This window comes from Massilia phyllostachyos (assembly GCF_021044825.1).
In the GTDB taxonomy this organism is placed as follows: domain Bacteria; phylum Pseudomonadota; class Gammaproteobacteria; order Burkholderiales; family Burkholderiaceae_D; genus Telluria; species Telluria phyllostachyos.
Window position 1 is genome coordinate 40,135 of record NZ_JAJNOC010000009.1, and the last position, 22,857, is coordinate 62,991.

A 22,857-nucleotide genomic window follows, 5' to 3' on the forward strand; every position below is an offset into this window, starting at 1 on the left:
CATGTGCAGCGTGCAGCAGTCAGGGACGCGCCGTGGCGGGCGCATCCTCGTCGAGCGCGGGCAACGCCCGTACGGCTTACGCCTCTTTCGGCGCAGCGCCTTCTTTCGGCTTGAATTGCTTGTCGCTGATGCGGAACTTGGCGCGGCGGTCGCCCATGAGGTAGCGCAGGTCGCGGATCGACAGGTCGCTGACTTCATGCATGCGGATCAGGAGCGAAGCGCCGACCGGCAGGCGGTGGTGGCGGATCTTCGAGATCACCGGCGGCGCCACTTCCAGCGCGCGCGACAGGGCGGCGTCGTTCTTCAGGCGCAGGTTCTCGATCAGGGTGTCGAGCAGGCGGTTCGGGTTGTACTGCAGGAGTTCATCGGACTCCGAATCGCTGTTCATGTCGATGCCGACTTGGTTTGTCATGATTCAATATCCTATTTTGGGGTTGGACGGAGCCCCATGCGGCGCTCGGCTCCAGGCAGGTTATGTCGTAATTTTCTATTCAATTGTACAACTAATTTCTTATCTGATACTTAATAGCAATAAGAATCAGGGACTTCCCTTCGGAATTGTTGTCTCATCGCAACAATAGCCGCAATGCAATTCTCTCATAAAGTCACTGAAATGTTTATTGTTTTTTGATTAATCAGCAGTGTAGTAGGAACATGCTTTTGATGCCGCACGGTATGGGGCGTGCTGACAGAATGCTAAGAAAACGGGGAGTATGATAGTCGCGCAGGTGTTTCTATGGAGAATCTGCAGAAAGTGCGGCGCATACCCCTGGGGAGTATGAAGTATGTGAGGGAAGGATACGGACGTGTCCGGCCGGGAAACCAGTTACAACTCGATACAAAGTTTCCCGGCCAGCAATGCTTACTGGGGCCGCGCGGCGCTCACCGCCCGACCGAGTTCGATCACGGACATGGCATAAAAATAACTGCGGTTGTACTTGGTGATGGCAAAGAAGTTATCGTTTGCCACCCAGTACTCGGTCGCCTCGGCGCCATTCTGCAGATTGACCAGGCCGTACAGGCGCTCGGCCGGCAGCGCCTGGGCGGTCGTCACGCCCGCTGCGCGCAGCTCCTCGGGGCGCAGGGTGGCGGCCAGGCCGCGATCGAGCAGGGGTTCCCAGGCCTGGCTCGGCGACACGTCGGCGGCGTACACCGGGCTGCCGCGGTGCTCCGGATTCCAGCCGTGCTGGACCAGGAAATTGGCCACGCTGCCGATCGCATCCTCGCTCGAGGTGCGCAGGTCGATCTGGCCATCCTTGTCGAAGTCGACGCCGTATTTCAGGATATTGCCCGGCATGAATTGCGGCATGCCGACCGCGCCGGCAAACGAACCGAGCAGCGAGAACGGCTCCACCTTGTGCTCGCGCGCGAACAGCAGGGTGTTGGCCAGCTCGCTGCGGAAGAAGGCCATGCGGCTGGCGCGGTTCGGGGTTTCCGGGTAGGCGAAGGCGAGGGTGGCAAGGGTGTCGAGCACGCGGAACTTGCCGGTGTCGCGCCCATAGATCGTCTCGACGCCGATGATGCCGACGATGATCTCGGCCGGGACGCCATAGGCCGCCTCGGCGCGCGCCAGGGCTTGCGCGTTGTCGTTCCAGAAGCGCACGCCGGCATTGATGCGGATCGGTTCGATGAAGCGGTCGCGGTAGGCTTGCCAGTTCTTCGGCTTGCCGGGCGGCGCGGGTTTCACCAGCTGCACGGCCGAATCGATGAAGCGGGCCTGGCCGAACAGCGCATCCAGTTCGGCGCGCTCGAATCCGTGCCGGGCCACCATCTCTTCGATGAATTCGCGCACCGCCTGCCATTCGAGGAAGTTGCTGTGCTCGCCGTCATAGTCGATCACGGCGGCGGCCGGGGCCGCCTTGATCACGCGGCTCGACTTGATGGCGACCTTCTTGCCGGCCCTGGCCTTGCCGGCTTTGGCTTTCGCCGCCTTGGCTGTCTTGGCGGCCTTGGTGCTTTTGGTGCTGGTGGGCTTGGAATCCTTCGCGGCGGCATCGGCGTTTCCGACCGGGGAAAACGCCATTGCCAGCGCGGCAAACAGGGGAACGAACGATTTCATCGAAGCTGTGACAATAGACTCTTCAAGGTGGCGGCCAGCCGCGCGGAGGATTCGGGCTGGGGCGGCGCATAGCGCCAGGCGCTGTAGCGGCGCAAGAACTCGACGGCGGCTTCGCGTGATGGCGGCGCCAGTTGCTGCGAGGCCGCGATCCGGGCCGCGTAGGCGGTGGGTCCTTCGTCCGCTGCGCGTGCCAGGTCCAGGTGGGCAAGGCGCTTGCATAGGACGGAGTATACCGCCTCGACAGGGTCAATTGCCCTGCGGCGATAGAAAATTCTGGCCACCAGCAACACCAGCACGAGCAGGCTTGCCACACCGGCAAACCGCCAGTCCGCCAGCGTCGATTGCAGGCTTTGCATCAGCCCGGCCTGGCGTTCCGGCGTGTAGTTCAGCACCCACTGGTTCCAGCCGTTGTTGACGGCGCCCAGCGCATTGCGCAGTTGTACCAAGAGCGAATCCTCGCCGGCCTGGAACAGCGACAGCCCGCGCAGCGCGTCGATGCCGAACGGCGCCGGACGCTCGACCGCCGCGGCCAGGTTGCGCCGCACCCGTTCCGGCGCCACCGCGGCGGTCGGGTCGATGCGCACCCAGCCGCGTCCGCGCACCCAGACTTCGGCCCAGGCGTGGGCGTCGGACTGGCGCACCGTGACGAAGCCGTCGAGCGGATTGCGTTCACCCCCCTGGTAGCCGGTGACCACCCGCGCCGGAATGCCGGCCGCGCGCATCAGGAACACGAAGGCGCCGGAATAGTGTTCGCAAAAGCCGGCGCGGGTCCCGTACAGGAATTCGTCGATCGAATGACGGCCCAGCAGCGGCGGCTCCAGCGTGTAGCTGAACGGCTGTTCGCGGAACTGGCGCAGCACCGTGTTCACCCGTTCGACCGGGTCGGCGAGTTTACGCAGCGCCAGGCCGGCGGCCAGCGCCTTCGGGTTGTAGCCGTAGGGGAGCAGCAGCCACTGGTTCGGATCCTCGAGCGCCTCGCCGTCGTCCAGCGTGTACTCGGGGTAGGAGGTCATCGCATAGCGCACCCGTCCCTCGAGCGGACGCTCGCTGGTGAGTTCGAGCTGGTGCGAGACCTGGCTGCGGTAGCCGTCGATCTCGGGCAGGTGGCCCGGCATGTCGAGTGTGAACAGCCAGCGGGTGTCGGAGGGTTCCAGGGTCAGCTCGTAGCGCACCGCCTCGCCGCGCACGTTCAGGGAGACGGTCTGGCTGCCGGGCAGCGAGCCGCCGCGGGTCCAGGCGGCGCCGTCGAAGGCGTCCAGCACCAGGCCGCGCCAGTAGAGCTTCGATTTGTCCGGCACCGCGCCGTCGAAGCGCACCCGGAACGCCGGTTCATCCGACATGGCCAGGTTCGACATCTGCCCCGGCGCCATCCGTTCCGACAGGCCGGACTTGCCGCCGCTGCCGCCGCCGGAACCCGGCATGCCCCACAGCGGGCCGCCCAGGCGCGGGAAGATGAAGAACAGGGCCACCGCGACCGGCGCCGCGAACAGCAGCATCCTGCCGCTCAGCGCCAGGCGCGCTCTCAAGGAAGGCACGGCGCCGGTGAACTGGAACGAGATCTGGGTGGTCAACAAGGCCAATACCGCCACCACCATCAGGATCGCGGTGCCGATGCCCTGGGCGTAGAAGAAGTTGGTGAGCACCAGGAAGAAGCACAGGAAGATCACGACGTACAGGTCGCGCCGCGCGTGCATCTCCAGCATCTTGAAGGCGACCAGCATCACCAGCATCGCCACGCCGGCATCGCGTCCGAGCAGGGTGTTGTAGCTGAACTGCACGCCCGCCATCGCGCCGGCGGCGATCGGCAGCAGCACCAGGGTCGAGGGCATGCGCTTGCCGCGCAAGGTGATGTAGCCGCGCCAGAGCAGGGTGGCGGCGCACAGCAGCGAGACCCACAGCGGCAGGTGCGCCGTGTGCGGCGCCAGCACCAGCACCGCGCTGCCGAGCAGCAGCAGGGTGTCGGCCTTGTCGCGCGGGAGCGGGCGGGCGAACAGGGACGGCTTGATGGGGGCGTCCTTCATGCCGCCTCCTGCAGGCCGTACAGGGCCAGCGCGCGCAGGCAGGCCGCCTGGTGGGCCGCGCCATTGGCCGCGTCGTAGCGCAGGCTGCCCAGACGGAAGGCGTAGGGCAGGGCGCGCTGCTCGGCGTCGAGCACCCAGCGCGTCATGCGCGACAGGCGCAGTTCCACGTCCAGGTAGGCCGGCAGGGCGGAGAAATCGAGCACCAGCTCGTCGCCGGTGGCGCCTTCGAAATGCTTGGTGACCAGCTGGCCGCCGAGGCTCGGGTCGAGGCGGGCGATCTGGCGCCAGGCCAGCTGCCGCGGCGAGTCGCCGGCCTGGTAGCTGCGCACGCCGGCGAAGTCGTCGTTGCCCCCGGCGCGACCGCTGCCGGAAGCGCTGCCCGACAGCGGCAGCGGCGGTGCGCCTTCCTCGGGCCTGGGGTAGACCAGGGCGCGCGCGGCGGGGCGCCAGTAGCTCCAGGCGCGGTACAGGCCGAGCGGGAAGCGGGTGGAGAGCACCACGCGCGCCGGCTGCAGCCAGCCGCGGTCCGCGGTCGGCACGGCCAGCAGCACCGCGGCGCTGCCGGCCGCCTTGACGTCGACCGCGTGGCGCGGCTCCTTGATGTCGTCGAAATCGATCCAGACCCCGTAACGCGCCAGCTTGCTGCGGTTGGTCAGGTGCAGCTCGAACTGCGCTTCCTGGCCGGCGAAGACCTGCGGCATGCGGCCCTGCTGCAGCGCCAGGTGGGCCAGGTTACGGTAGGTGAAGACCATGTCGACCAGGGCGCAGGACAGCACCAGGAAGCTCAGCGCGAAGCCGAGGCCCAGCTGGTAGTTGATCGAACCGATCAGCAGCACCAGCAGCAGCACCGCGAAGCCGATGCCGGCGCGGGTCGGCAGGATGAAGACGCGGCGCTGGCTCAGCACCACCTCGCCCGCATCCAGCGTGCCGCGCCGCGGCAGCCACTTGCCGGTGCTGCGCCGCAGCCAGCCGCGCAGTCCCGCACCCTTCGCGCGTGCCGCCACCGCCATCTAGACCGGCACCGATTTCTGCAGCTGCAGGACCAGGTCGCGGCTGGCCAGCGCCATGCCCTGCGCCGAGCGCAAAGGCCGCAGGCGGTGCGCACAGACCGGCACCAGCACCGCCTGGATGTCTTCCGGGATCACGTGGTCGCGTCCTTCCAGCGCAGCCCAGGCGCGCCCCGCCTGCAGCAGGGCCAGCGCCGCGCGCGGCGACAGGCCTTCGGCAAACAGGCCGTTCTGGCGCGAGGCCTGGGCCAGCGCCTGCACATAGCCGATCAGCGCATCCGAGGCATGGATTTCCTTGAGCGCGCGCTGGGCTTGCGCCAGTTCCGATGGCTGCATCGCCGGCTGCAAGTGCCGCAGCATGGCGCGCCGGTCTTCGCCCTTCAGCAGGGCGCGTTCGGCGGCGGCGTCCGGATAACCCAGGGTCAGGCACATCAGGAAGCGGTCGAGCTGCGATTCCGGCAGCGGGAAGGTGCCGACCTGGTTGGCCGGGTTCTGGGTCGCGATCACGAAGAAGGGTTCGGGCAGGCTGTGGGTGACGCCCTCGGCGCTGACCTGGCGTTCTTCCATCGCTTCCAGCAGGCCCGACTGGGTCTTGGGCGTGGCGCGGTTGATCTCGTCGGCCAGCAGCACCTGCGTGAAGATCGGGCCCTTGTGGAACACGAAGCCATTGGTCTCGCGCTCGTAGACCGAGATGCCGGCCACGTCGGCCGGCAGCAGGTCGCTGGTGAACTGGACCCGGTTGAACTTCAGGCCCAGCGAGATCGCCAGCGCGTGGGCCAGCGTGGTCTTGCCGACGCCGGGCAGGTCCTCGAGCAGCAGGTGGCCGCCGGCCAGCAGGCAGGTCAGCGCCAGCCGGACCTGCTGGTCCTTGCCGATCACGACCTGGCCGACCTGGCGTGCGGCCGCATGTAATTGATTGAACATAGTAGGTTCCGTGGTCCGTTCAGTGCGTTCAGTGCGTAGCCGAGCAGGCCGGCGCGGCATCATGGTAGATTAGCGCCATTGGCAAGCTTTGTACTCCGTCGGCAACAAGCCTCGGCTCCGATTCTATGCGAGATCGGGCGCGAAGGTGCGCTATGGATGAGCTGACACGGAGACCCACCACCATGAGCACAGCAATTTTCAGCCACCCCGACTGCCTGCGGCACGAGATGGGCGACTGGCATCCCGAATGTCCCGAGCGCCTGCGCGCGATCGACGACCAGCTGATCCTGGCGCGCCTCGACGGCCTGCTCGAGCGGCGCAGCGCCCCGCTGGCCGAGGTTGCCGACATCCTGCGCAACCACACGCCGGGCGCGCTGGCGCTGGTGCGCGACAACGTGCCGGCCCCGGGCGATTACTACCCGCTCGACGGCGACACCATCCTCTGCCACGACAGCTACCGCGCGGCGCTGCGCGCGGCCGGCGCGGCGGTGGCGGCGACCGACGCCGTGATCGCGGGCGAAGTCGACAACGCCTTCTGCTCGGTGCGCCCGCCCGGCCACCACGCCACGCCCACCGAGCCGATGGGATTTTGCTTCTTCAACAACGTCGCCATCGCTGCGCGGCATGCAATGGAGGTGCACGGGCTGGAAAGGGTTGCCATCGTCGACTTCGACGTCCACCACGGCAACGGCACCGCCGACGCCTTCCGCAACGACCCGCGCGTGTTGATGGTGAGCCTGTTCCAGCACCCGTTCTACCCGTATTCCGACCCGGAGCCCTACAGCGCCACCAGCGTCAACGTGCCGGTGCCGGCGCTGGCCGATGGGGACGCGGTGCGCCAGCTGGTCACGGACTTGTGGCTGCCGGCGCTGCACGCGCACCGGCCGCAGATGGTGTTCGTGTCGGCGGGGTTCGATGGGCACCGCGAGGACGATATGGGCGGGATCGGGCTGGTCGAAAGCGATTATGCGTGGATCACAAGGCAGATCATGGCGGTGGCGAAGCAGCATGCGCAGGGGCGGATCGTCAGTTGCCTTGAAGGCGGATATGCCTTGTCGGCGCTGGGGCGCAGTGTGGTCGCGCATGTGAAGGTGCTCGCGGAGCTCGAGTGACTTTCGCGGTTTGCCAGCAAACTTGGGTCCCGGCCTTCGCCGGGACGACGTTCTCACGCAGCTGTCCAGGCGTTGCTGCCACCTTTTACCACGAACCGTTGAACCGTCGTTCCGGCGCAGGCCGGAACCCAATTTCACCAAGCGCAGTCTCAGCACGGAACGCAGCCCCCGGTATCTCATCTAATCCTTGACGCCCCCCGGCGAACAACAAGGAGACCCCCGTGAAGACCATCCTCGCCCTCTGCCTCTTGCTCGCATCCACCCTCGCATCCGCCGCCAACTACACCCTCTGGATCAACGGCCGTGCCGGCAGCGGCGCCAACGGCACGCCAGGCAACTACAACGACTTCAGCTACTGGGGCCCGTCCTCGACCCCCGCCGGGGTCAACAAGAAGGCCGTGAACTGGGACGGCCGCAGCAGCATCGCTTCCCAGAGCGGCCGGGTGCGCGACGCGCTCGACTGCTTCTGCACCGGGAACAACTGGTGCTACGTCGTCACCTACAGCGCCGGCGACCTCCTGACCGGCTACACCCTGGCCAACTACGGCGGCACCATCCGCCAGCAGAAGAACGCCAGCCCGAACGCGGCCGGCGTGTGCGGCAACAGCGGCGCCGGGACCCAGGCCGGCTGGAACATCAAGTGGGTGCGGGCGGCGGCGGGCGCCGCGGGCGGTTCGGAGCTGTCGGACATCGGCGCCTGGACCACTTCCGAGCCGCTGGTGCAGGATCTGAAAACCAGTACGGCGCGCGCCATGTACAACCACAACGTCACGCGCAGCGTCTGGTTCTACATGTACGCGGGCGCGCGCGGCACCGCCTACTCCTTCGTGCTGCCGGGACAGGACGACGAGGTGGTCGCCTACCACAGCGCGGGCGGGGTGGCGGGCAATTCGGGCCGCTCGCTGTGCAACCCGGGCGACTGGTTCTGCGACGACCTGCGCCTGGGGACGGAAAACAACCAGGGCGGCAGCAGCAAGTGGAGCTGGCATTCTGTCGCCTTCCGCGACGACGGCGAGGACTACAACCACTACGGCGGCGGCAACTGGGGCGGCATCATCGGCGTGCTGCGCGGCGCCGTGGTGAATACCGCACAGTAGGGGAGCGCGCACTGTTGTGCGATTTGACGCGCATGCATGTCAGGCATAGAGTCGAACTCAGCCATAAGCAATATGGCAGACAACGACTTGATGGAGACAACAGTGAAAATCATTCGCACCATCCGCGCCATCGGCGCGCTGTGCCTGTTCCTCGTATCCGGCTGGGCCGCCGCCGCCAACTACACGCTCTGGATCAACGGCCGCACCGGCGGCGGCGCGGTCGGCAACTACAACGACTTCAGCTACTGGGGCCCCGGCACCACGGCCGCCGGGGTCAACAAGAAGTCGGTCAACTGGGACGGGCGCAGCAGCATCGCCTCGCAGAACGGCAAGGTGCGCGACGCCCTCGACTGCTTCTGCACCGGGTCCAACTGGTGCTACATCGTCACCCATAGCGCGGGCGACCTGATGATGGGCTACACGCTGGCCAACTACGGCGGCTCGGCGCGCCTGAAGAAGAACGCCAGCGCCAACAGCGCCGGCGTGTGCGGCAACACCGATGGATCGAGCCAGGCCGGCTGGAACATCAAGTGGGTGAGGGCGGCCTCCGGCGCGGCGGGCGGCTCGGAGCTGTCGGACGTCGGCTCCTGGACCACCTCCGAGCCGCTGGTGCAGGACCTGAAGACGAGCACCGCGCGCGCCATGTACAACCACAACACGACCCGCAACATCTGGTTCTACATGTACGCGGCCGCCAAGGGCACCGCCTATTCCGGCATCCTGCCGGGCCAGGACGACGAAGCCGTCGCCTACCACAGCACCGGCGGCGTGGCCGGCAGCGCGGGCGGGTCCTACTGCAATCCGAGCGACTGGTTCTGCAACGACCTGACGCTCGGCACCGCGGCCAATGAGGGCGGCAGCGCCAAGTGGAGCTACCACTCGGTGGCGTTCCGCGACGACGGCGAAGCCTACAACCACTACGCGAACGGCAACTGGGGCGGCATCGTCGGCGTGGTGCGCAGCGCGGTGGTGAGCAGTGCCCAGTAAGCGGCCAGCAGCGTTCATCGGGGCCGGCGTGGCGATCGCCGCGGCGCTGGCCCTGTGGCTCGGGCGCAGCGGCCCCGATGCGGCGCCCCGGACCGCGAGTGCGCCGCAGCCCGCCGGCCCGCAGTTCTTCGGCGCCGTCCCCGATGACGGCGGCCTGCCCATCCCGAGCGACCGGGACGAGCGCCGCCGCCAGCTGCTCGAGCAGGTCCAGCTGACCGACCACACCTATTGCAGCTACCTGGAGGGCAGCAAGTACCCGATGGAGTCGCGCCCGGTGGCGCAGAACCCGGACCAGGTCCATCCGAACCAGCCCATCCAGGAGGCGAACCCGATGCGCACGGAAGGCGGCGGCACCAACAATACGGTGCTGCTGCAGACCTCGCAGTCGCACGTTTACCTGGCCGCCGGCGAAGCCGCCGCTTTCTCCCTGCGCGCCGTCGACGGCAAGGGCCAGACCCTGCCGCTGGTGGTCACGCGCGCGGTGGCCCAGGGCATGACCTACGGGTCCAGCCGGCCGACGCCGCAGGTGGCGGTGCCGTTCGTGGACGATGGCGGCGGCGCCGACCCGGTCGCCGGCGACAACGCTTATGCCGGCGTATTGGCCCCGGGCCAGGGCGGCCTGGCGGGCTTTCACGGCACCATCCGCATCGAAGTACGCTACACGGCCGGCGGGCGCAGCGGCTTCGCCCTGTTCGACGTGATCTACACGCCGGTGCTGCCGGCCACCTGGACCGGCAAGGCGCGCGAGGCGGTGGAGGAAGGTTCGCTGCACTACTACCTGGGCCTGGAAGTGCGCCAGCCCGGCCGCTACGTCGTCACCGGCCGCGTCGACGACGCGCGCGGCAAGCCCTTCGCGGTGGCGACCTTCAACGACGTGCTGCAGACCGGCACGCGCGAAGTGAAGCTGACGGTGTTCGGCAAGCTGCTCAAGGACGAGACGCCGGCCATGCCGCTGACCCTGCGCGACGTCGACGGCTACCTGCTGCGCGAGAACGTCGACCCGGACCGCCTGCAGGTAGCCCGCCTGCAGGGCCGCGTGCTGAGCGGGCGTGCGCGCTCGCTCGATGGCGTGTCGGATGCCGAATGGCAGAGCGAGGAGCGCAGCCGCTACCTGGCGGAATACGCGAAGGACCGCCAGGCCGCGCGCGCCGCGCTGGGCGCCTTCGATCCGGCGCAGCCGCTGCCGCAAAGCGCCTGCGCGCCGGCGGGCATGGCGCAGATGGGGAAACTTACGCCGCCAGCAGCGGGAAGCGCCCGACCAGGCAGCTGAGGGCGATCACTCCGCACAGCGTGCCGAAGGTGATCCAGCGGGTGCGCAGGGAGTTGGGGGCCTGGTGCATGGCGATCCTCCGTGATGCGGGCGAAAAGACCATTGTTGCGCCGTCGAGGCATCCATGCGTTGCTGAGGATCAACTGCGCACCTATTTTTCCCCGAGACGGGCGGCAGCGTAAAATAGCGCCTTGAATTGAAGATTACGAAAGCACAGCATGTCCATTCAATGGTTCCCGGGGCACATGAACGCGGCCAAGAAGGAAGCCGCCGAGCAGATGGAGAACACCGACCTGGTGATCGAAGTCCTCGACGCCCGCCTGCCCGAGGCGAGCTGCAATCCCCTGGTCGAGGAGCTGCGCAAGTTCCGCCAGCGCCCCTGCCTGAAAATCCTGAACAAGATCGACCTCGCCGATCCGCAGGCGACCGCGGCCTGGAAAGCGTTCTACGACGCCCAGGACGGCGTGACGGCCTATCCGATGACGACCAAGAAGCCGGGCGACGTCGCGCGCATCCCCGACATCTGCCAGTCGCTGGCCCCGCACCGCGGCGTACCCACCAAGCCGCTGCGCATCATGATCATGGGGATCCCGAACGTCGGCAAGTCGACCCTGATGAACGCGCTGCTGAAAAAACGTGTCGCCAAGGTCGGCGACGAGCCGGCCGTGACGAAAACCCAGCAGAAGCTCTACCTCGGCAAGCACATGGTGCTGGTCGACACCCCCGGCATGCTGTGGCCGAAGATCGCCATGGCCAGCGACGGCCTGATGCTGGCCGCCAGCCATGCGGTCGGCTCCAACGCGCTGATCGAGGAGGAGGTGGCCGAATTCCTGGGCAACCTGCTGCTGGAGCGCTACCCGCAGCTGCTCACCGCGCGCTACGGTTTCAGGACCGAGGGCCTGGACGGCATCGCCGTGATCGAACAGGTGGCGGCGCGCCGCGGTTTCCGCATGCGCGGCGGCGACTTCGACTACGAAAAAGCGGCCCACGTGCTGCTGCACGACTACCGCACCGGGGCGCTGGGAAGGATCAGCCTGGAGACGCCGGAAACGCGCGCGGCGGCCTTGACGCAGCACGCGGCCGAGATGGCCGAGAAGGCGCGCATCGCCGAAGAGAAAGCGGCGCTGAAGGCCGAAGAGGCCATGCGCGGCAAGCGCGGGACGTGATCCCGGTCGATTGGCTACCTAGATCGCTCTTGTAGGGTGGGCGGTCCCCGCCCACGCGTTCAAATCACGTTTCCTGGCCCGCTCCGTGGCTTAACTCTCGTTCGTTGAACGCGTGGGCGGGGGACCGCCCACCCTACCAAACCTGAAGCTCGATACGGTCAGGCTTCCGAAGAAATCATCTTCGTGATACACGCACGCCGCCGGCTCCCCACTTGCCGCGCCCGACGCCACCATTAACGGCAATAAATGCTCCTCCCGCGGATGCGCCACCCGCGCCATCGGCGCATCACTCCACCGCAACAACGCCGCATTGCGCGCGTCCGGAGCAAGCGCCATCGTCTCCTGCAGCCACCCATCGAAGGCGCGCGACGCCGCGCCACCGCCTGCCCCGAACTGCCGCAGATTGTGATACGACAGCCCGCTCCCGACGATCAGCACGCCCTCATCCCGTAACGGCGCCAGCGCGCGTCCGGCCTCGATGTGCGCCTGCGGATCGAGATCGCGCCGCAGCGACAGCTGCACCACCGGCATCGCCGCGTCCGGATACACCGGATACAGCATCGAGAACGTCCCGTGGTCGAAGCCGCGTTCCGGGTCCAGCCCCGCCGGGTGGCCCGCCGCCGTCAACAGCCCGGCCACGCGCCGCGCCAGCGCAGGTTCGCCCGGCGCCGGATAAGCGATCCGGTAGGTATGCGGCGGAAAGCCGCCATAGTCGTAGATCATCCCGGGCGCGCTGCTTGAAGACACCATGAAGCCCGGCGTCTCCCAGTGGCTGGTCACCACCAGCACCGCGCGCGCCCGCTCGCCGGCTTCATGCCGCATCGCCTTCAGCGACGCTTCCAGCCGGTCGTAGGCCGGGCCGTACTGGTCCTTCATCCACGGCCAGGGGCCGCCGCCGTGGGACACGAAATAGGTGGGCAAAGTCATGGGTGCTCCGCTCGATCGACGTCGAAACACCCATGGTAGCGCAGGATGGAAATCAGCGTGGGCGGGCCATTTCCATCAGCCCGAACAGGCGCGCGCAGCGCATCCAGGCCAGCACCAGCACGGCCAGCTGGGCCAGCGCGAAGCCGCCCAGCAAGCTGCCCAGGCCCAGCGCCGGCACGTTGATGCGCGCCACCGCCAGCAGTCCGGCCAGCCCGAAGCCGACGATCGTCACGCCGAAGTAGACCCCGAGCGTGGCCAGCGGCCGGCGCACGAGCAGCTTGAGGCCCGCCACCCAGGCCAGCACCGCCGAGCGGCGCCGCCGGTCCAGCGCCAGCTGGGCGCGGCCCGCGTCCAGGGTCGCATGCGCCAGCAGGAGCAGTATCGCCATGACGACGGTGGCGCCCAGCTGCGCATTGCTGGCCGAGGATTCCAGCACCGCGCCGGCTGCATGGTCGGAAGCGGCGCCCGCGCCGATCCCGCCCAGGAAGGCGGCCAGGCCGAGCGGCACGATGGCCCAGACCAGGGTGCGCAGCAGGCGTCCGTATTCGCGCACCCCGCCGGCGGCCAGGGCGGCGAAGCCCAGTGGCGCCGGGGCCCGCGCCGCGCTGATGGCGGCGCCGGTCAGCAGGGGCGAGAGCAGCAGGGTCAATACCACGGCGACCAGGCCGCCGCCGCCGAGCGCCGCGGCGTGCTGCGGATGCAGGCTGGCCAGGTCGGTGATCGCGGCCAGGTCGAGGCGCTGGGCCAGCACGCCGGCCTGCACGCTATGGTCGAAGGCGGCGCCGAACATGCGCCAGACCGGCAGGCTGGCCACCAGGGCCGGCAGCAGTAGACCGAGCAGCCAGAGCAGCATCAGGCGCCATTGCAGGGCGGGGCGCAGGGCGGCGCGCAGGCCGCGGCGCTCGGGCGCAGCGGAGGAGTGGACGGCCTGGGGCGTCTCGAGGGTCGGTTGCATGGTCGTCATACGGTGGCGATGAAGGAGAGAAGGAGCTGGATGAAGGCCATCGCGTCGCTGGCCCAGCGGCGTGACGCGCGGCTGTCCTTGTCGAGCGTGCGGCTGTCGTCGAGCTTGTTGACGTCGAGGTAGTGGCTGCGGCGCGGGTCGAGCACGGCCGACACGGCCCTGGCCGGCTTGGTCCAGCTGAAGGTGCGCCACTTCTCGTTCGCGTGCCAGGCCACGGTCTCGCTGCTGCCGTCGGCGAAATGCACCACCAGCGTCTGCGGCACGTTCGCGCCTTCGCGCCGCAGCGTCACCTGGGTGCGCCAGGGGAAGGGGCCGCGGCCCTCCTTGGCGTCGGGATTGGCCTTCTTCCAGTCGGCCCGCACCTTCGCAATGCGCTTGTCGAGGTCGGCCCGGGTTTCCTCGATCCGCTTGCCGTTTTCCAGGCGGGTGCCGGCCAGCGGCAGCACTTCCTCGCTGGCGATCTCGCTCACGCGGTCGTCCACCCGCGCCACCGCATACATCTGCGCCGCGAACACCTCTTCGACCACGGCGCGCTGGCCGCTGCCGTCGGCCAGCGCTTCGCGGAAGTCGGCCACGCTCGGGTGGCGGAACTTCCAGCGCCGGTAGTATTCCTTGAAGCCGCGCTCGATCGCCTCGCGCCCGATGCGCTCCTCGAGGTCGCGCATCACCAGGGCCGTGCGGTTGTAGACCGGGCCGATGCCCTGCAGGCGGTTCCAGGCGTTCTGGCCGGGCGCGTCGGCCGGCTTGTCGCGCGGCGAGCCGACCCGCACGATGTCGAAGGCGTCGAAGGCCGGGTCGATGCCGATCCGTTTCAGGAAGGGCGGCATCGGGTGCGCCTGCTGGCCGCGCTCGCGCAGCATGCGGTTGTCCCAGTACTCGTTCAGGCCCTCGTCCAGCATCGGCTCCTCGAACTCGTTGCTGGCCAGGATGCCGTAGAAGTAGCCGTGGCCGAATTCGTGGATGGTCACGCCTTCCAGCAGGAATTCGTCGAGCGAATTCGGTTCCACGGTCGCGTGGCCGGAGGCGGTGAAGAAGGTCGGGTACTCCATCCCGCCCGCTTCGGTGGCGTTATACGGCGGAATGACGACCGTCAGCGTGCGGTAGGGGTAGGGGCCGAGGGTGCGCGAGAACCAGCTCAGGGAATCCTTGGCCGCCTTCATGGCCGGCTTGGCGCTGGCCTCGTACTCGGGCGGGAACAGCACCTGCACCGTCACGGTCGGGCTGCCGGGGCCGGTCCAGGTCTCGACCAGCGGCGCGGCGCTGCGCTTGTCCGCGGTCCAGGCGAAATCGTGGACGTCGTGCTGCACGTAGCGGTGCGTGAGCAGGCCGTTCTTCTCGAGCGGTTTACCTTGCAGCTCGCCGGTGGCGCCCACCGTGTAGCCCTTCGGGACCGTCAGGCTGACGTCATAGCTGCCGAAGTCGGCGTAGAACTCGGACTCCATGTGGAATTCGTGGGCGTTCCAGCGCGGGCTTGTCGCGCCGCGCTCGCCCGGCAGTTCCAGCACCGCGATCTTGGGGAACCACTGCGCCACCAGGTGGAAGCTGCCGAAGTAGCCGGTGCGCGCGATCACGCGCGGCAGCTGGGTGGTGAAGTCGATGTCGAGGGTGGTGCTGGCGCCCGGCTGCACCGCTTCCGGCAAGTCCAGGCGCGCGACCGTGTGGTCGGTGCTCGGGCCGCCGTCCGGCTGGACGAAGCGCCACGGCACGTTCGCCGCGCCCTGGCGCACGCCGCGCATGGCGATGTGGCCCCATTCGCCGTCTTCCGTGCCGACGCCGCTGCGAAAGCCTTCGCCGCGCTGGCGCATCTCGGTGAAGAAGGTGCTGCCTTCGCCTTCGAAGGCGTTCATGTAGAGGTGGACGTAGACGCTGCGTACCGGCACCGCGCTGCGGTTGCGCCAGGTGAGGGCCTGGCGTCCCGTGACCACGTGCCTGGCCGGGTCGAGGGTGGCCTCGATGCGGTAGCCGACCACCCGGTCCGACAGGGTGGCGTGGTCGCCGGTGCGCACGCCGCCCCAGGCATTGGCGGCGCTGGGAGTGGTGATGGCGGCGGCGTCGGGTGCGGCGAGGGCGATGCCGTCGAGCGCGGGCGGGACGGCGGCGGGCGGCGGCTTGTTCGCCTGGGCCTGGGCCAGCCAGGCGCCGGCGGCGCCGGCTGCGAGCACGGCGGCGGCGAGCGCCGCGTGCAAGGTGCGGCGTGCTTGAAAATGCATGCGGGACTCCCTGTATTGTCGTTTGAGAACGAATATACCCAGCATGGGGAAGAAACGCCATGCACATGCGATAGACCGCAGGAATAGGCGACAGGATGGCAAAAAACGCCAAAAATCTTGTCAGGTTATAATCCGCCCCGTTCTGGTGCACGCGCAGGCAATCGACTGCGCAGTTAAACGGGAAACACGAGGCTGAAGCGCTCCGCGCCAAACGCCGAGATGTGCTGCCCCCGCAACGGTCAACAAGCGCTACCGCATGGCGGTGGCAGGCTGTCCCGATCACCACTGTGCTCGCGCGCAGGAAGGTGGGACAGTCCGACTTGCAAGCCCGGATACCGGCCAGGACAGGGGGAAGCGCGCACATGCCCAGGGCATCCGCGTCTTCCGTTGACTCCGGTGTGCGGGGACGCAGGCCGGTGCTTTTACCGAGAACATCCACATGACTTTTGCTGCCTTCCCAAGCAGCGCGCCGGCTTTCAAGCCGCTCGCGCTGGCCTGCGCTTTTTCCCTGTCCACCTTCGCGGCCAATGCGCTGGCCCAGGAGACCGTTCCCGACGTCGTCATCACCGGCGCGCGCTTCCCGGCGCAAGCCTCGCTAACGCCGATCGGCGCCACCGTCATCACCGCTGACGAGATCCGCCGCGCCGGCGTCTCCGACGTCAACGCCGCGATCCGCAAGATCGGCGGCGTGTTCGGCCGCCAGAGCCTGGACGGCTCGCCCGACTTCGCGCTCGACCTGCGCGGCTTCGGCTCCAACAGCAGCCAGAACATGGTGGTGCTGGTCGACGGCGTGCGCCTGAACGAGAACGAACTGGCCGGCCCGGTGCTGTCCTCGATCCCGGTCGACACCGTCGAGCGCATCGAGATCCAGCGCGGCGGCAGCAGCGTGCTGTACGGCGAAGGCGCGACCGGCGGCGTGATCAACATCATCACCAAGCGCGGCGGCGAAGCTGGCTACCACGGCTCGGTGGTGCTGGAGGGCGGTCGCTTCGACCAGTTCGATGCGCGCGCTTCCGTGCGCCACACCGAAGGCCCGCTGTCGTTCGACCTGGCCGGCGCACGCCAGGGCACCGACAACTACCGGGACAACAACGAATTCCGCCAGACCAGCTTCAGCGGCGGCTTCCAGTGGGCTCAGAACGACCTGCGCGCCGGCCTGCGCGTGGAAAGCGCGCGCCAGGACATGCGCTTCCCGGGTTCGCTCACCTATGAACAGTTCGCCGCCAACCCGCGCCAGACCCTGACTCCGAAGGACTTCGGCAAGCTCGATAGCGACCGCGTGACCGCCTTCGTCGAGCGCCGCGTCGGCAACACCGAATTCGCCGCCGAACTGGCGCACCGCGAGCGCCACGTGGAGTCGGCCTACGACTTCGGCGGCTTCTTATCAAGCTCGACCTACGACACCCGCCACACCCAGTTCTCGCCGCGCATGCGTCACAGTGCCAACTTCAACGCCGGCCTGAACGAATTCGTCGCCGGCGTCGACCTGAGCCGCTGGGACCGCGTGACGAGCCTCGGTTCGGATGCGAGCCAGAGCGCCGAAGCCTACTACCTGCGCGACGAGATGCGCTTCAACGGCGCCGGCAACGCACGCCTGGCCGTGGGCGCGCGCCACGAGCGCTTCACCAAGAAGGAAGCCAATGCGTCGCAGGGCGTGCCGGAAGGCAGCCAGTCGGTCAATGCCTGGAGCGTCGAAGGCGCTTTTGATGCGGCGGCCAACGTCACCGTGCACGCCAAGGCCGGCCGCAGCTACCGCCTGCCGAACGCCGACGAGAACGGCTACCGCTCGAGCGTCGGCCTGCTCGACGTGCAGACCTCGCGCGACCTCGAGCTGGGCGTCACCGCCGGCACCGACGCGCGCCGCATCGCCGCGCGCGTGTTCCGCCATCGCCTGAGCAACGAGATCTTCTACGATCCGACCCTGGGCGGCGGCTGGGGCGCCAACACCAACCTGGACCCGACCCGCCGCCAGGGCGTGGAAGTCGAAGGCCAGCTGGCGCTCGGCGACGACTTGCGCCTGACCGGCCAGTGGCAGCGCGTGGAAGCCGAGTTCACTGACGGCCCGAACGCGGGCCGCGAAATGGTGCTGGTGCCGAAGAACGTCGTGACCGCGCGCCTGGCCTGGGCCGGCGCCGGCCCGCACAGCGCCGACATCGGCGCCCAGTGGGTCGACCGCCAGCGCTATGGCAGCGATTTCGGCAACACCTGCACGACGCAGATCCCGTCCTTCACCACGTTTGATGCGCGCTATGCCTACCGCACCGGCCCGTGGGAAGTCGCGGTGAACGGCCTGAACCTGGCCGACCGCCAGTACTACAGCAACGCCTTCGGCTGCCGTTCGGGCATTTACCCGAGCGACGGCCGCCAGCTGAAGCTGTCGCTGCGCTACGACTTCTGATGCGCAGCCCGACGCGTCTCGCGCCGTTCCTGCTGGCCTGCGCCGCGATGGCGGCGCAGGCTGCTCCCGTGACCGTGGTCGACGACGCCGGCCGCAAGGTCACGGTGGCCAGGCCGGCGCAGCGCGTCATCTCGATGGCGCCGCACGCCACCGAGCTGCTGTTCGCAGCCGGCGGCGGCGCGCGCGTCGTCGGGGTCATGAACTACAGCGACTACCCGGCGGCGGCGAAGGCCATCCCGCTGGTGGGCAGTAATGCCCAGATCGACATGGAACGCGTGCTGAGCCTGAAGCCCGACCTGATCGTGGTCTGGCACACCGGGAATACCGCGCGCCAGATCGCCCAGATCGAAAGCCTGGGCGTGCCGGTGTTTCATAGCGAACCGCGGCGCCTGGCGCAGGTGGCCGACAACATCGAGCGGCTGGGGCGGTTGCTGGGCACGGTGCCGGCGGCGCAGTCGGCCGCGGGCGCCTACCGGGCGAAGCTGGCCGCGCTGGAAAGCCGCTACGGCAAGCGTGCGCAGGTGTCCGTGTTCTACCAGATCTGGGACCAGCCGCTGTACACCCTCAACGACGCGCAGATCGCCAGCGACGCGATCCGCGTCTGCGGGGGGCGCAACGTGTTCGGCGCCATGAAGGTGGTGGCGCCGGAGGTCGGCATCGAGGCGGTGATCGCGGCCGATCCGGAGGCGATCATGGCGGGCAAGCGGCATGATCCTGCGAATCCTGGCGTGAAGCTGTGGGAGCCGTATCGGAGCATGACGGCTGTTAAACGTGGCAATTTGCTGACGGTGGATGGTGAATTGCTCACGCGGCCGGGGCCGCGGGCGGTCGAAGGCGCCGCTTTGTTGTGCGAGGCGCTCGATAAGGTACGGCAACGCAGGCCAAAGTGATTTCGGTTCCGTTCCGTAGCCGTTAGCCCATCCTTTCCCCGTATCCCGAAGTTAATTCCGTAAGCAAATGCAAAATTCCGCCCTCCACTCGGAAGCCCGGGCGAAAAAGTGGTAATCTGCCCGCGTTTGCTCAATCTACTCTGGAAGGAAACCCATGCGTTCTCTGCGTTTTGCCCTCATCGCCGCCACCCTGGCCGCCAGCACCGCGTTCGCTTCGCCGACCGCGCCGGTCAACGGCGTCGACTACATCACCCTGGCGCAGCCTCAGCCGGTGCAGGCGACGGGCAAGAAGGTCGAGGTCGTCGAGTTCTTCGCTTACCACTGCCCGGCATGTAACTTCCTCGAACCGACGCTGAACAACTGGATCAAGAAGCAGGGCGACAACATCGTCATGCGCCGCATCCACCTGCCGTTCCAGGGTCCGGCCGATCCGGAAGCGCATCTGTTCCTGACCCTGGAAGCGATGGGCAAGCTGGAGGAATATCACCAGCGCGTGTTCAACGCCGTGCACGTGCAACGCCAGCGCCTGATGAAGGATGACGCGATCATCGAGTGGGCCGCCAAGAACGGCCTGGACCGCGCCAAGTTCATGGAAACCTGGAACTCCTTCGGCGTGACCAGCAAGCTGCGCCGCCTGCAGACCATCACCGCCAACTACAAGGTCAGCGGCACCCCGACCATCATCATCGACGGCAAGTACGTGGTGTCGCCGTCCCAGGTCCAGGAAGCCAACAAGATCCAGGACAACAACCAGCTGCTGCAGGCCACCACGCAAGTGATGGATGCGCTCGTGAAGAAGGCCGCCGCCACCAAATGAGCAACGACGTCGAACGCGAAGTCCTCAAGATGTACGATGGGTCCCGGCCCAACGAGGACGACCTGTTTGAGACCAGCAACGTGAACCACATCGCGTGGGGGCTGGCGATCTTCTTCGCCGGCCTCGCGATCTGGCTCGCCATCGCGCTGGTGCACGCCGAGAACCAGCGCTACGCCCTGATGACCAGCAAGTGCCCCGATCCCCTGTTCAAGGGCGGCATCGACAAGGCATGCCTCGTGACCGTGCGTTCGCGCGACCACTGGTGGGAACACCTGTGGTACGGCTTCACGCACGTGCGCACCGTGCCCGAGAACAAAGGGCGCTGAGCCCGGCCCTCAGCGCTGGCCCTGCGGGGTCAGCGCCTTCCTTTCTTCCAGCGACAGCACCGCCACCGGCTTTACCGGCTCGTCCGTTTGCGGCTTGAAAAAGGGATTGACGCGGTAGCCGCCGGAGAGGCGCGCCATCGCGATCATCGTGCCGATCCGGACGAAAGCCCAGGCGTTGCCCAGGCTGCTCGACGACACCTGCATTGAAGCCGACCTGGTGTTGACACGGCAGCGCAGCGCGCCCAGTTCGCGTTCGAGCACGGCGTCGCTCTCGCCGAGGCAGGCGCGCACCAGGCCGACATAAGGAATGCCGCGCTTGCGCGAGATGTTTCCGACCGGCGTACGGCAGCAGCTTGCGTACCAGCGGTAGATCCCCTTGGGGCTGAGCGACATGCAGGCCAGGTGCTCCAGGCCGCCGTCGAAGCGGATCGCGGCGGGCAGCGCGGCGGCGACCTCGGTGCCGCCCGCCGCATCCAGCACCTCCGTCCCCAGGAAATGGCCATAGGCCTGGCAATCCTTGCAATAGCAGACGGCGCGCGCGGCGATGCGGCGCGCGTCGACCTGGCCGTGCAGCTGGCCGCAGCGGCAGCGCAGGTTCAGCATCATGGTCGGTCTCCCTTGTTGGCCAGCGCGCCGGCCGGTTGCGCCACGCGGCTCGGCGGCAGGATGATGGTGTTGCGGCCGGCGCCGGGACGGTCCTCGCCGGTGTTCGTGTTGCGCATCACGTAGAACTCCTTGCGGCTGTCGTAGGCAATGTACTCGCCCTGCGCTTCTTCCGGCAAGCGGTCGCTCGCGGTGCGCCGGATCTTCGCGCCGGAGAACAGCTTGACGGTGGCCGCGCGCTCGTCGTACTCGACGCGGTCGGCCTCGCCCTCGATCCAGCGTTCGCCCGGCCCGTCGGCCTTCTGGCGGAAGCGCACCTTGTTGCCGGGGCTGGCCGTGAGCCGGGCGAACTGGTAGTCGTCGGGCGAGCGCTCGATGCGGCCGCTGTCCGCTTCGATGCGCAGGGTGCCGCGCTGGATCACGACACCGCCGGACACCGTCACGACGCCGGTGACGCCATCGGCCTCGCAGCTGCGGCATTTGATTTCAGTGGGTTTGAAGGCGTCGGCCTTTTCGGCGCGGGCCTGCGCGGCCAGGCCGAGCAGCAGGAGCAGGGGAATGAGGCGTTTCATGCGGGTTCTCCTAAGGATGACATCATGCCGGCAAGGTGATCACGAAGCGCGCGCCGCCCAGCGGCGATTCTTCCGCGCGCAGCGCGCCGCCATGCAGGGCCACGGCCTTGCGCGCGATCGCCAGGCCGAGGCCGAAGCCGCCGGTGGCGCGGTCGCGGCTGCGGTCGAGCCGGTAGAAGGGATCGAAGACCTTCTCGCGTTCTTCGATGGGGATGCCGGGACCGTCGTCGTCGACCACGATCTCGAGGGTCCCGGGGCCGCGGCTGGCCGACAGCAGGATGCGGCCGGCGGCGTATTTCTGGGCGTTGCGCAGCAGGTTGCCGACCGCGCGCACCAGCAGGCGGCGGTCGACCTCGCGTTCGCCCAGGCTGTCGGGGATGTCGCAGTCGAGCGCGTGCGGGGAGGGCGGCAGCGCCTGGGTGGATTCGCGCAGCAGCATGGCCATGTCTTCCGGTGCGGCCTGCAGGCTGCGGGCGCTGTCGAGTTTGCTCATGTCGAGCAGCTCGTTCACCAGCGCGTTCAGCTCGTGCAGGTCGGTTTCCATGGCGCGGATGCGTTTGCTCAGGTCGGGGTCCCTGGCGCGCGCGTCGAGCAGCTCGAGCGCGAATTCCAGGCGCGCGATCGGGGTGCGCAGTTCGTGCGAGACCGAGTGCAGCAGGCTTTTCTGGGCTTCCAGCAGGTCTTCGATGCGGTCGGCCATGTGGTTGATGCGTTCGGCCAGCGGGTAGGCCGCGTCGGACGGCTTCATGTGGGCGCGCGCGTCCAGCTTGCCGCCGCCGAATTCGTCGGCCACGCGCGCCAGCGCCTGCAAGCCCTGCCAGTGCGCGCGCGACCACAGCGCGATCGGCACCAGCAGCGCCACCGCCACGATCACGTAGCGCAGCGCCTCCATCTTGAGGGCTTGCCCGATATCGATCGGCAGGTTCTGCGCATGCAGCACCTCCTCGTGGCTGCCGATGTAGCGCTCGCCCTCGAGGTCGACGCGGCGCCAGAAGCTGCGGCTGGCCGGATCGAGCACGATCTCGCCGCGGTCCAGCGCGGCGCGCCGGCCGCCCGCCAGCGCCGCCCGCGCATCAGGCAAGGGCACCAGGTCGTAGCGCACCTCGGACACGGTGCGCACGTTGTTCAGGCGCGTGAGCCACTCGTCGCTCGGCGCCTTGTCGACGTATTGCTCGAGCAGGAAGATCTGGGCCGCCGCCTGGCGCCGCGCGATGTCCTCCAGCGGGTCGCCGAACAGGCGGCTGAACGCGAAATAGATCACGAAGGTCGCCCCGGTGATCGACAACATGACCAGCACGAAGAAGCGGAAGAAGATCCGGTTCACGTGTCCATCCTGCATAACTCGCGGTTACCTGCTGCGCAATACATGCTCTCTCCTTGCCGGCATTGTATAGGAGCAATGATTGCTGTGCTTACAAAGAGGGCGCCACGGGCAGGCGCCTTACAAATTGATGACAATTCCCGGACAGTTCGAGGTGGAATCAAAACGGGCCAGGTCCTACCATGC

At 67.9% G+C, this 22,857-nt stretch carries 20 protein-coding genes and 1 riboswitch; of the genes, 9 read left to right on the plus strand and 11 right to left on the minus strand.

What is annotated here, in order from left to right:
* Nucleotides 1-76: 76 nt before the first annotated feature.
* From LQ564_RS21155 to LQ564_RS21175, 5 genes are all read right to left on the minus strand, one after another.
* Nucleotides 77-412, minus strand: a complete 336-nt coding sequence (locus tag LQ564_RS21155; protein ID WP_036216124.1) for a hypothetical protein — start codon at nt 410-412, stop codon at nt 77-79.
* Between the two features lie 450 nt (nt 413-862).
* The gene (mltB, locus tag LQ564_RS21160) at nt 863-2,059 is read right to left on the minus strand and encodes a lytic murein transglycosylase B (protein ID WP_231060089.1); all 1,197 of its coding nucleotides are present in this window, start codon (nt 2,057-2,059) and stop codon (nt 863-865) included.
* A complete protein-coding gene (locus tag LQ564_RS21165; RefSeq protein ID WP_231060090.1) occupies nt 2,056-4,080 on the minus strand; it encodes a transglutaminase TgpA family protein in 2,025 nt (674 codons plus the stop codon). The genes mltB and LQ564_RS21165 overlap by 4 nt, the downstream gene beginning before the upstream one ends.
* Nucleotides 4,077-5,090, minus strand: coding sequence for a DUF58 domain-containing protein (locus tag LQ564_RS21170; RefSeq protein WP_231060091.1), 1,014 nt, complete (start codon nt 5,088-5,090; stop codon nt 4,077-4,079). Before LQ564_RS21170 ends, LQ564_RS21165 begins: the two co-directional genes overlap by 4 nt.
* On the minus strand, nt 5,091-6,011 hold the full coding sequence (locus LQ564_RS21175; protein ID WP_231060092.1) for an AAA family ATPase: 921 nt from the start codon (nt 6,009-6,011) through the stop codon (nt 5,091-5,093).
* 182 nt (nt 6,012-6,193) lie between these two features.
* Here LQ564_RS21175 and LQ564_RS21180 point away from each other — a divergent pair, with 182 nt between their 5' ends.
* From LQ564_RS21180 to ylqF, 5 genes are all read left to right on the plus strand, one after another.
* Nucleotides 6,194-7,123, plus strand: coding sequence for a histone deacetylase family protein (locus tag LQ564_RS21180; protein ID WP_231060093.1), 930 nt, complete (start codon nt 6,194-6,196; stop codon nt 7,121-7,123).
* A gap of 221 nt (nt 7,124-7,344) precedes the next feature.
* Nucleotides 7,345-8,220 (plus strand): hypothetical protein, encoded by an 876-nt coding sequence (locus LQ564_RS21185; protein WP_231060094.1) that lies wholly within the window; start codon nt 7,345-7,347, stop codon nt 8,218-8,220.
* 102 nt (nt 8,221-8,322) lie between these two features.
* A complete protein-coding gene (locus LQ564_RS21190) occupies nt 8,323-9,207 on the plus strand; it encodes a hypothetical protein (RefSeq protein ID WP_231060095.1) in 885 nt (294 codons plus the stop codon).
* The gene (locus LQ564_RS21195; RefSeq protein WP_231060096.1) at nt 9,197-10,477 is read left to right on the plus strand and encodes a hypothetical protein; all 1,281 of its coding nucleotides are present in this window, start codon (nt 9,197-9,199) and stop codon (nt 10,475-10,477) included. The genes LQ564_RS21190 and LQ564_RS21195 overlap by 11 nt, the downstream gene beginning before the upstream one ends.
* Nucleotides 10,478-10,695: 218 nt before the next feature.
* Entirely contained in the window at nt 10,696-11,643 is a 948-nt protein-coding gene (ylqF, locus tag LQ564_RS21200) for a ribosome biogenesis GTPase YlqF (RefSeq protein ID WP_269143629.1), read from the plus strand.
* 90 nt (nt 11,644-11,733) lie between these two features.
* Here ylqF and LQ564_RS21205 read toward each other — a convergent pair whose 3' ends face one another.
* From LQ564_RS21205 to LQ564_RS21215, 3 genes are read right to left on the minus strand one after another with little or no spacing between them, the layout of a single operon-like run.
* Nucleotides 11,734-12,570 carry a DODA-type extradiol aromatic ring-opening family dioxygenase gene (locus tag LQ564_RS21205; protein WP_231060097.1) on the minus strand — a complete coding sequence of 279 codons (837 nt, stop codon included), beginning with the start codon at nt 12,568-12,570 and terminating at the stop codon, nt 11,734-11,736.
* A 52-nt stretch (nt 12,571-12,622) separates the two neighbouring features.
* Entirely contained in the window at nt 12,623-13,534 is a 912-nt protein-coding gene (locus LQ564_RS21210) for a hypothetical protein (protein WP_231060098.1), read from the minus strand.
* Nucleotides 13,531-15,744 carry a M1 family metallopeptidase gene (locus tag LQ564_RS21215; protein ID WP_231060099.1) on the minus strand — a complete coding sequence of 738 codons (2,214 nt, stop codon included), beginning with the start codon at nt 15,742-15,744 and terminating at the stop codon, nt 13,531-13,533. Before LQ564_RS21215 ends, LQ564_RS21210 begins: the two co-directional genes overlap by 4 nt.
* A gap of 126 nt (nt 15,745-15,870) precedes the next feature.
* Nucleotides 15,871-16,102: riboswitch (cobalamin riboswitch) on the plus strand.
* Between the two features lie 81 nt (nt 16,103-16,183).
* On the opposite strand from LQ564_RS21215, the gene LQ564_RS21220 reads away from it, so the two are divergent.
* From LQ564_RS21220 to LQ564_RS21235, 4 genes are all read left to right on the plus strand, one after another.
* Nucleotides 16,184-18,142, plus strand: a complete 1,959-nt coding sequence (locus tag LQ564_RS21220; RefSeq protein WP_231060100.1) for a TonB-dependent receptor family protein — start codon at nt 16,184-16,186, stop codon at nt 18,140-18,142.
* Nucleotides 18,142-19,032, plus strand: a complete 891-nt coding sequence (locus LQ564_RS21225) for a cobalamin-binding protein (RefSeq protein WP_231060101.1) — start codon at nt 18,142-18,144, stop codon at nt 19,030-19,032. Before LQ564_RS21220 ends, LQ564_RS21225 begins: the two co-directional genes overlap by 1 nt.
* Before the next feature lie 154 nt (nt 19,033-19,186).
* Entirely contained in the window at nt 19,187-19,849 is a 663-nt protein-coding gene (locus LQ564_RS21230; RefSeq protein ID WP_231060102.1) for a thiol:disulfide interchange protein DsbA/DsbL, read from the plus strand.
* Nucleotides 19,846-20,175 carry a hypothetical protein gene (locus LQ564_RS21235; RefSeq protein WP_231060103.1) on the plus strand — a complete coding sequence of 110 codons (330 nt, stop codon included), beginning with the start codon at nt 19,846-19,848 and terminating at the stop codon, nt 20,173-20,175. Before LQ564_RS21230 ends, LQ564_RS21235 begins: the two co-directional genes overlap by 4 nt.
* 9 nt (nt 20,176-20,184) lie before the next feature.
* On the opposite strand, the gene LQ564_RS21240 is transcribed toward LQ564_RS21235, so the two are convergent.
* Genes LQ564_RS21240 through LQ564_RS21250 form a run of 3 tightly spaced genes read right to left on the minus strand, consistent with a single transcriptional unit; the run spans nt 20,185 to nt 22,674 of the window.
* Complete coding sequence (locus tag LQ564_RS21240; RefSeq protein WP_231060104.1) at nt 20,185-20,781, minus strand: DUF6151 family protein; 597 nt, start codon at nt 20,779-20,781, stop codon at nt 20,185-20,187.
* Nucleotides 20,778-21,350, minus strand: coding sequence for a lipopolysaccharide transport periplasmic protein LptA (gene lptA / locus LQ564_RS21245; protein WP_231060105.1), 573 nt, complete (start codon nt 21,348-21,350; stop codon nt 20,778-20,780). Before lptA ends, LQ564_RS21240 begins: the two co-directional genes overlap by 4 nt.
* A gap of 22 nt (nt 21,351-21,372) precedes the next feature.
* Nucleotides 21,373-22,674 carry an ATP-binding protein gene (locus LQ564_RS21250; RefSeq protein ID WP_231060106.1) on the minus strand — a complete coding sequence of 434 codons (1,302 nt, stop codon included), beginning with the start codon at nt 22,672-22,674 and terminating at the stop codon, nt 21,373-21,375.
* Between the last annotated feature and the right edge of the window lie 183 nt (nt 22,675-22,857).

Excerpts from the sequence above, each read along its gene's own strand:
- LQ564_RS21155 (WP_036216124.1), bottom strand. The coding sequence starts at position 412 with ATGACAAACCAAGTCGGCATCGACATGAACAGCGATTCGGAGTCCGAT.
- mltB (WP_231060089.1), bottom strand. The coding sequence starts at position 2,059 with ATGAAATCGTTCGTTCCCCTGTTTGCCGCGCTGGCAATGGCGTTTTCC.
- LQ564_RS21165 (WP_231060090.1), bottom strand. The coding sequence starts at position 4,080 with ATGAAGGACGCCCCCATCAAGCCGTCCCTGTTCGCCCGCCCGCTCCCG.
- LQ564_RS21170 (WP_231060091.1), bottom strand. The coding sequence starts at position 5,090 with ATGGCGGTGGCGGCACGCGCGAAGGGTGCGGGACTGCGCGGCTGGCTG.
- LQ564_RS21175 (WP_231060092.1), bottom strand. The coding sequence starts at position 6,011 with ATGTTCAATCAATTACATGCGGCCGCACGCCAGGTCGGCCAGGTCGTG.
- LQ564_RS21180 (WP_231060093.1), top strand. The coding sequence starts at position 6,194 with ATGAGCACAGCAATTTTCAGCCACCCCGACTGCCTGCGGCACGAGATG.
- ylqF (WP_269143629.1), top strand. The coding sequence starts at position 10,696 with ATGTCCATTCAATGGTTCCCGGGGCACATGAACGCGGCCAAGAAGGAA.
- LQ564_RS21205 (WP_231060097.1), bottom strand. The coding sequence starts at position 12,570 with ATGACTTTGCCCACCTATTTCGTGTCCCACGGCGGCGGCCCCTGGCCG.
- LQ564_RS21210 (WP_231060098.1), bottom strand. The coding sequence starts at position 13,534 with ATGACGACCATGCAACCGACCCTCGAGACGCCCCAGGCCGTCCACTCC.
- LQ564_RS21215 (WP_231060099.1), bottom strand. The coding sequence starts at position 15,744 with ATGCATTTTCAAGCACGCCGCACCTTGCACGCGGCGCTCGCCGCCGCC.
- LQ564_RS21220 (WP_231060100.1), top strand. The coding sequence starts at position 16,184 with ATGACTTTTGCTGCCTTCCCAAGCAGCGCGCCGGCTTTCAAGCCGCTC.
- LQ564_RS21225 (WP_231060101.1), top strand. The coding sequence starts at position 18,142 with ATGCGCAGCCCGACGCGTCTCGCGCCGTTCCTGCTGGCCTGCGCCGCG.
- LQ564_RS21230 (WP_231060102.1), top strand. The coding sequence starts at position 19,187 with ATGCGTTCTCTGCGTTTTGCCCTCATCGCCGCCACCCTGGCCGCCAGC.
- LQ564_RS21235 (WP_231060103.1), top strand. The coding sequence starts at position 19,846 with ATGAGCAACGACGTCGAACGCGAAGTCCTCAAGATGTACGATGGGTCC.
- LQ564_RS21240 (WP_231060104.1), bottom strand. The coding sequence starts at position 20,781 with ATGATGCTGAACCTGCGCTGCCGCTGCGGCCAGCTGCACGGCCAGGTC.
- lptA (WP_231060105.1), bottom strand. The coding sequence starts at position 21,350 with ATGAAACGCCTCATTCCCCTGCTCCTGCTGCTCGGCCTGGCCGCGCAG.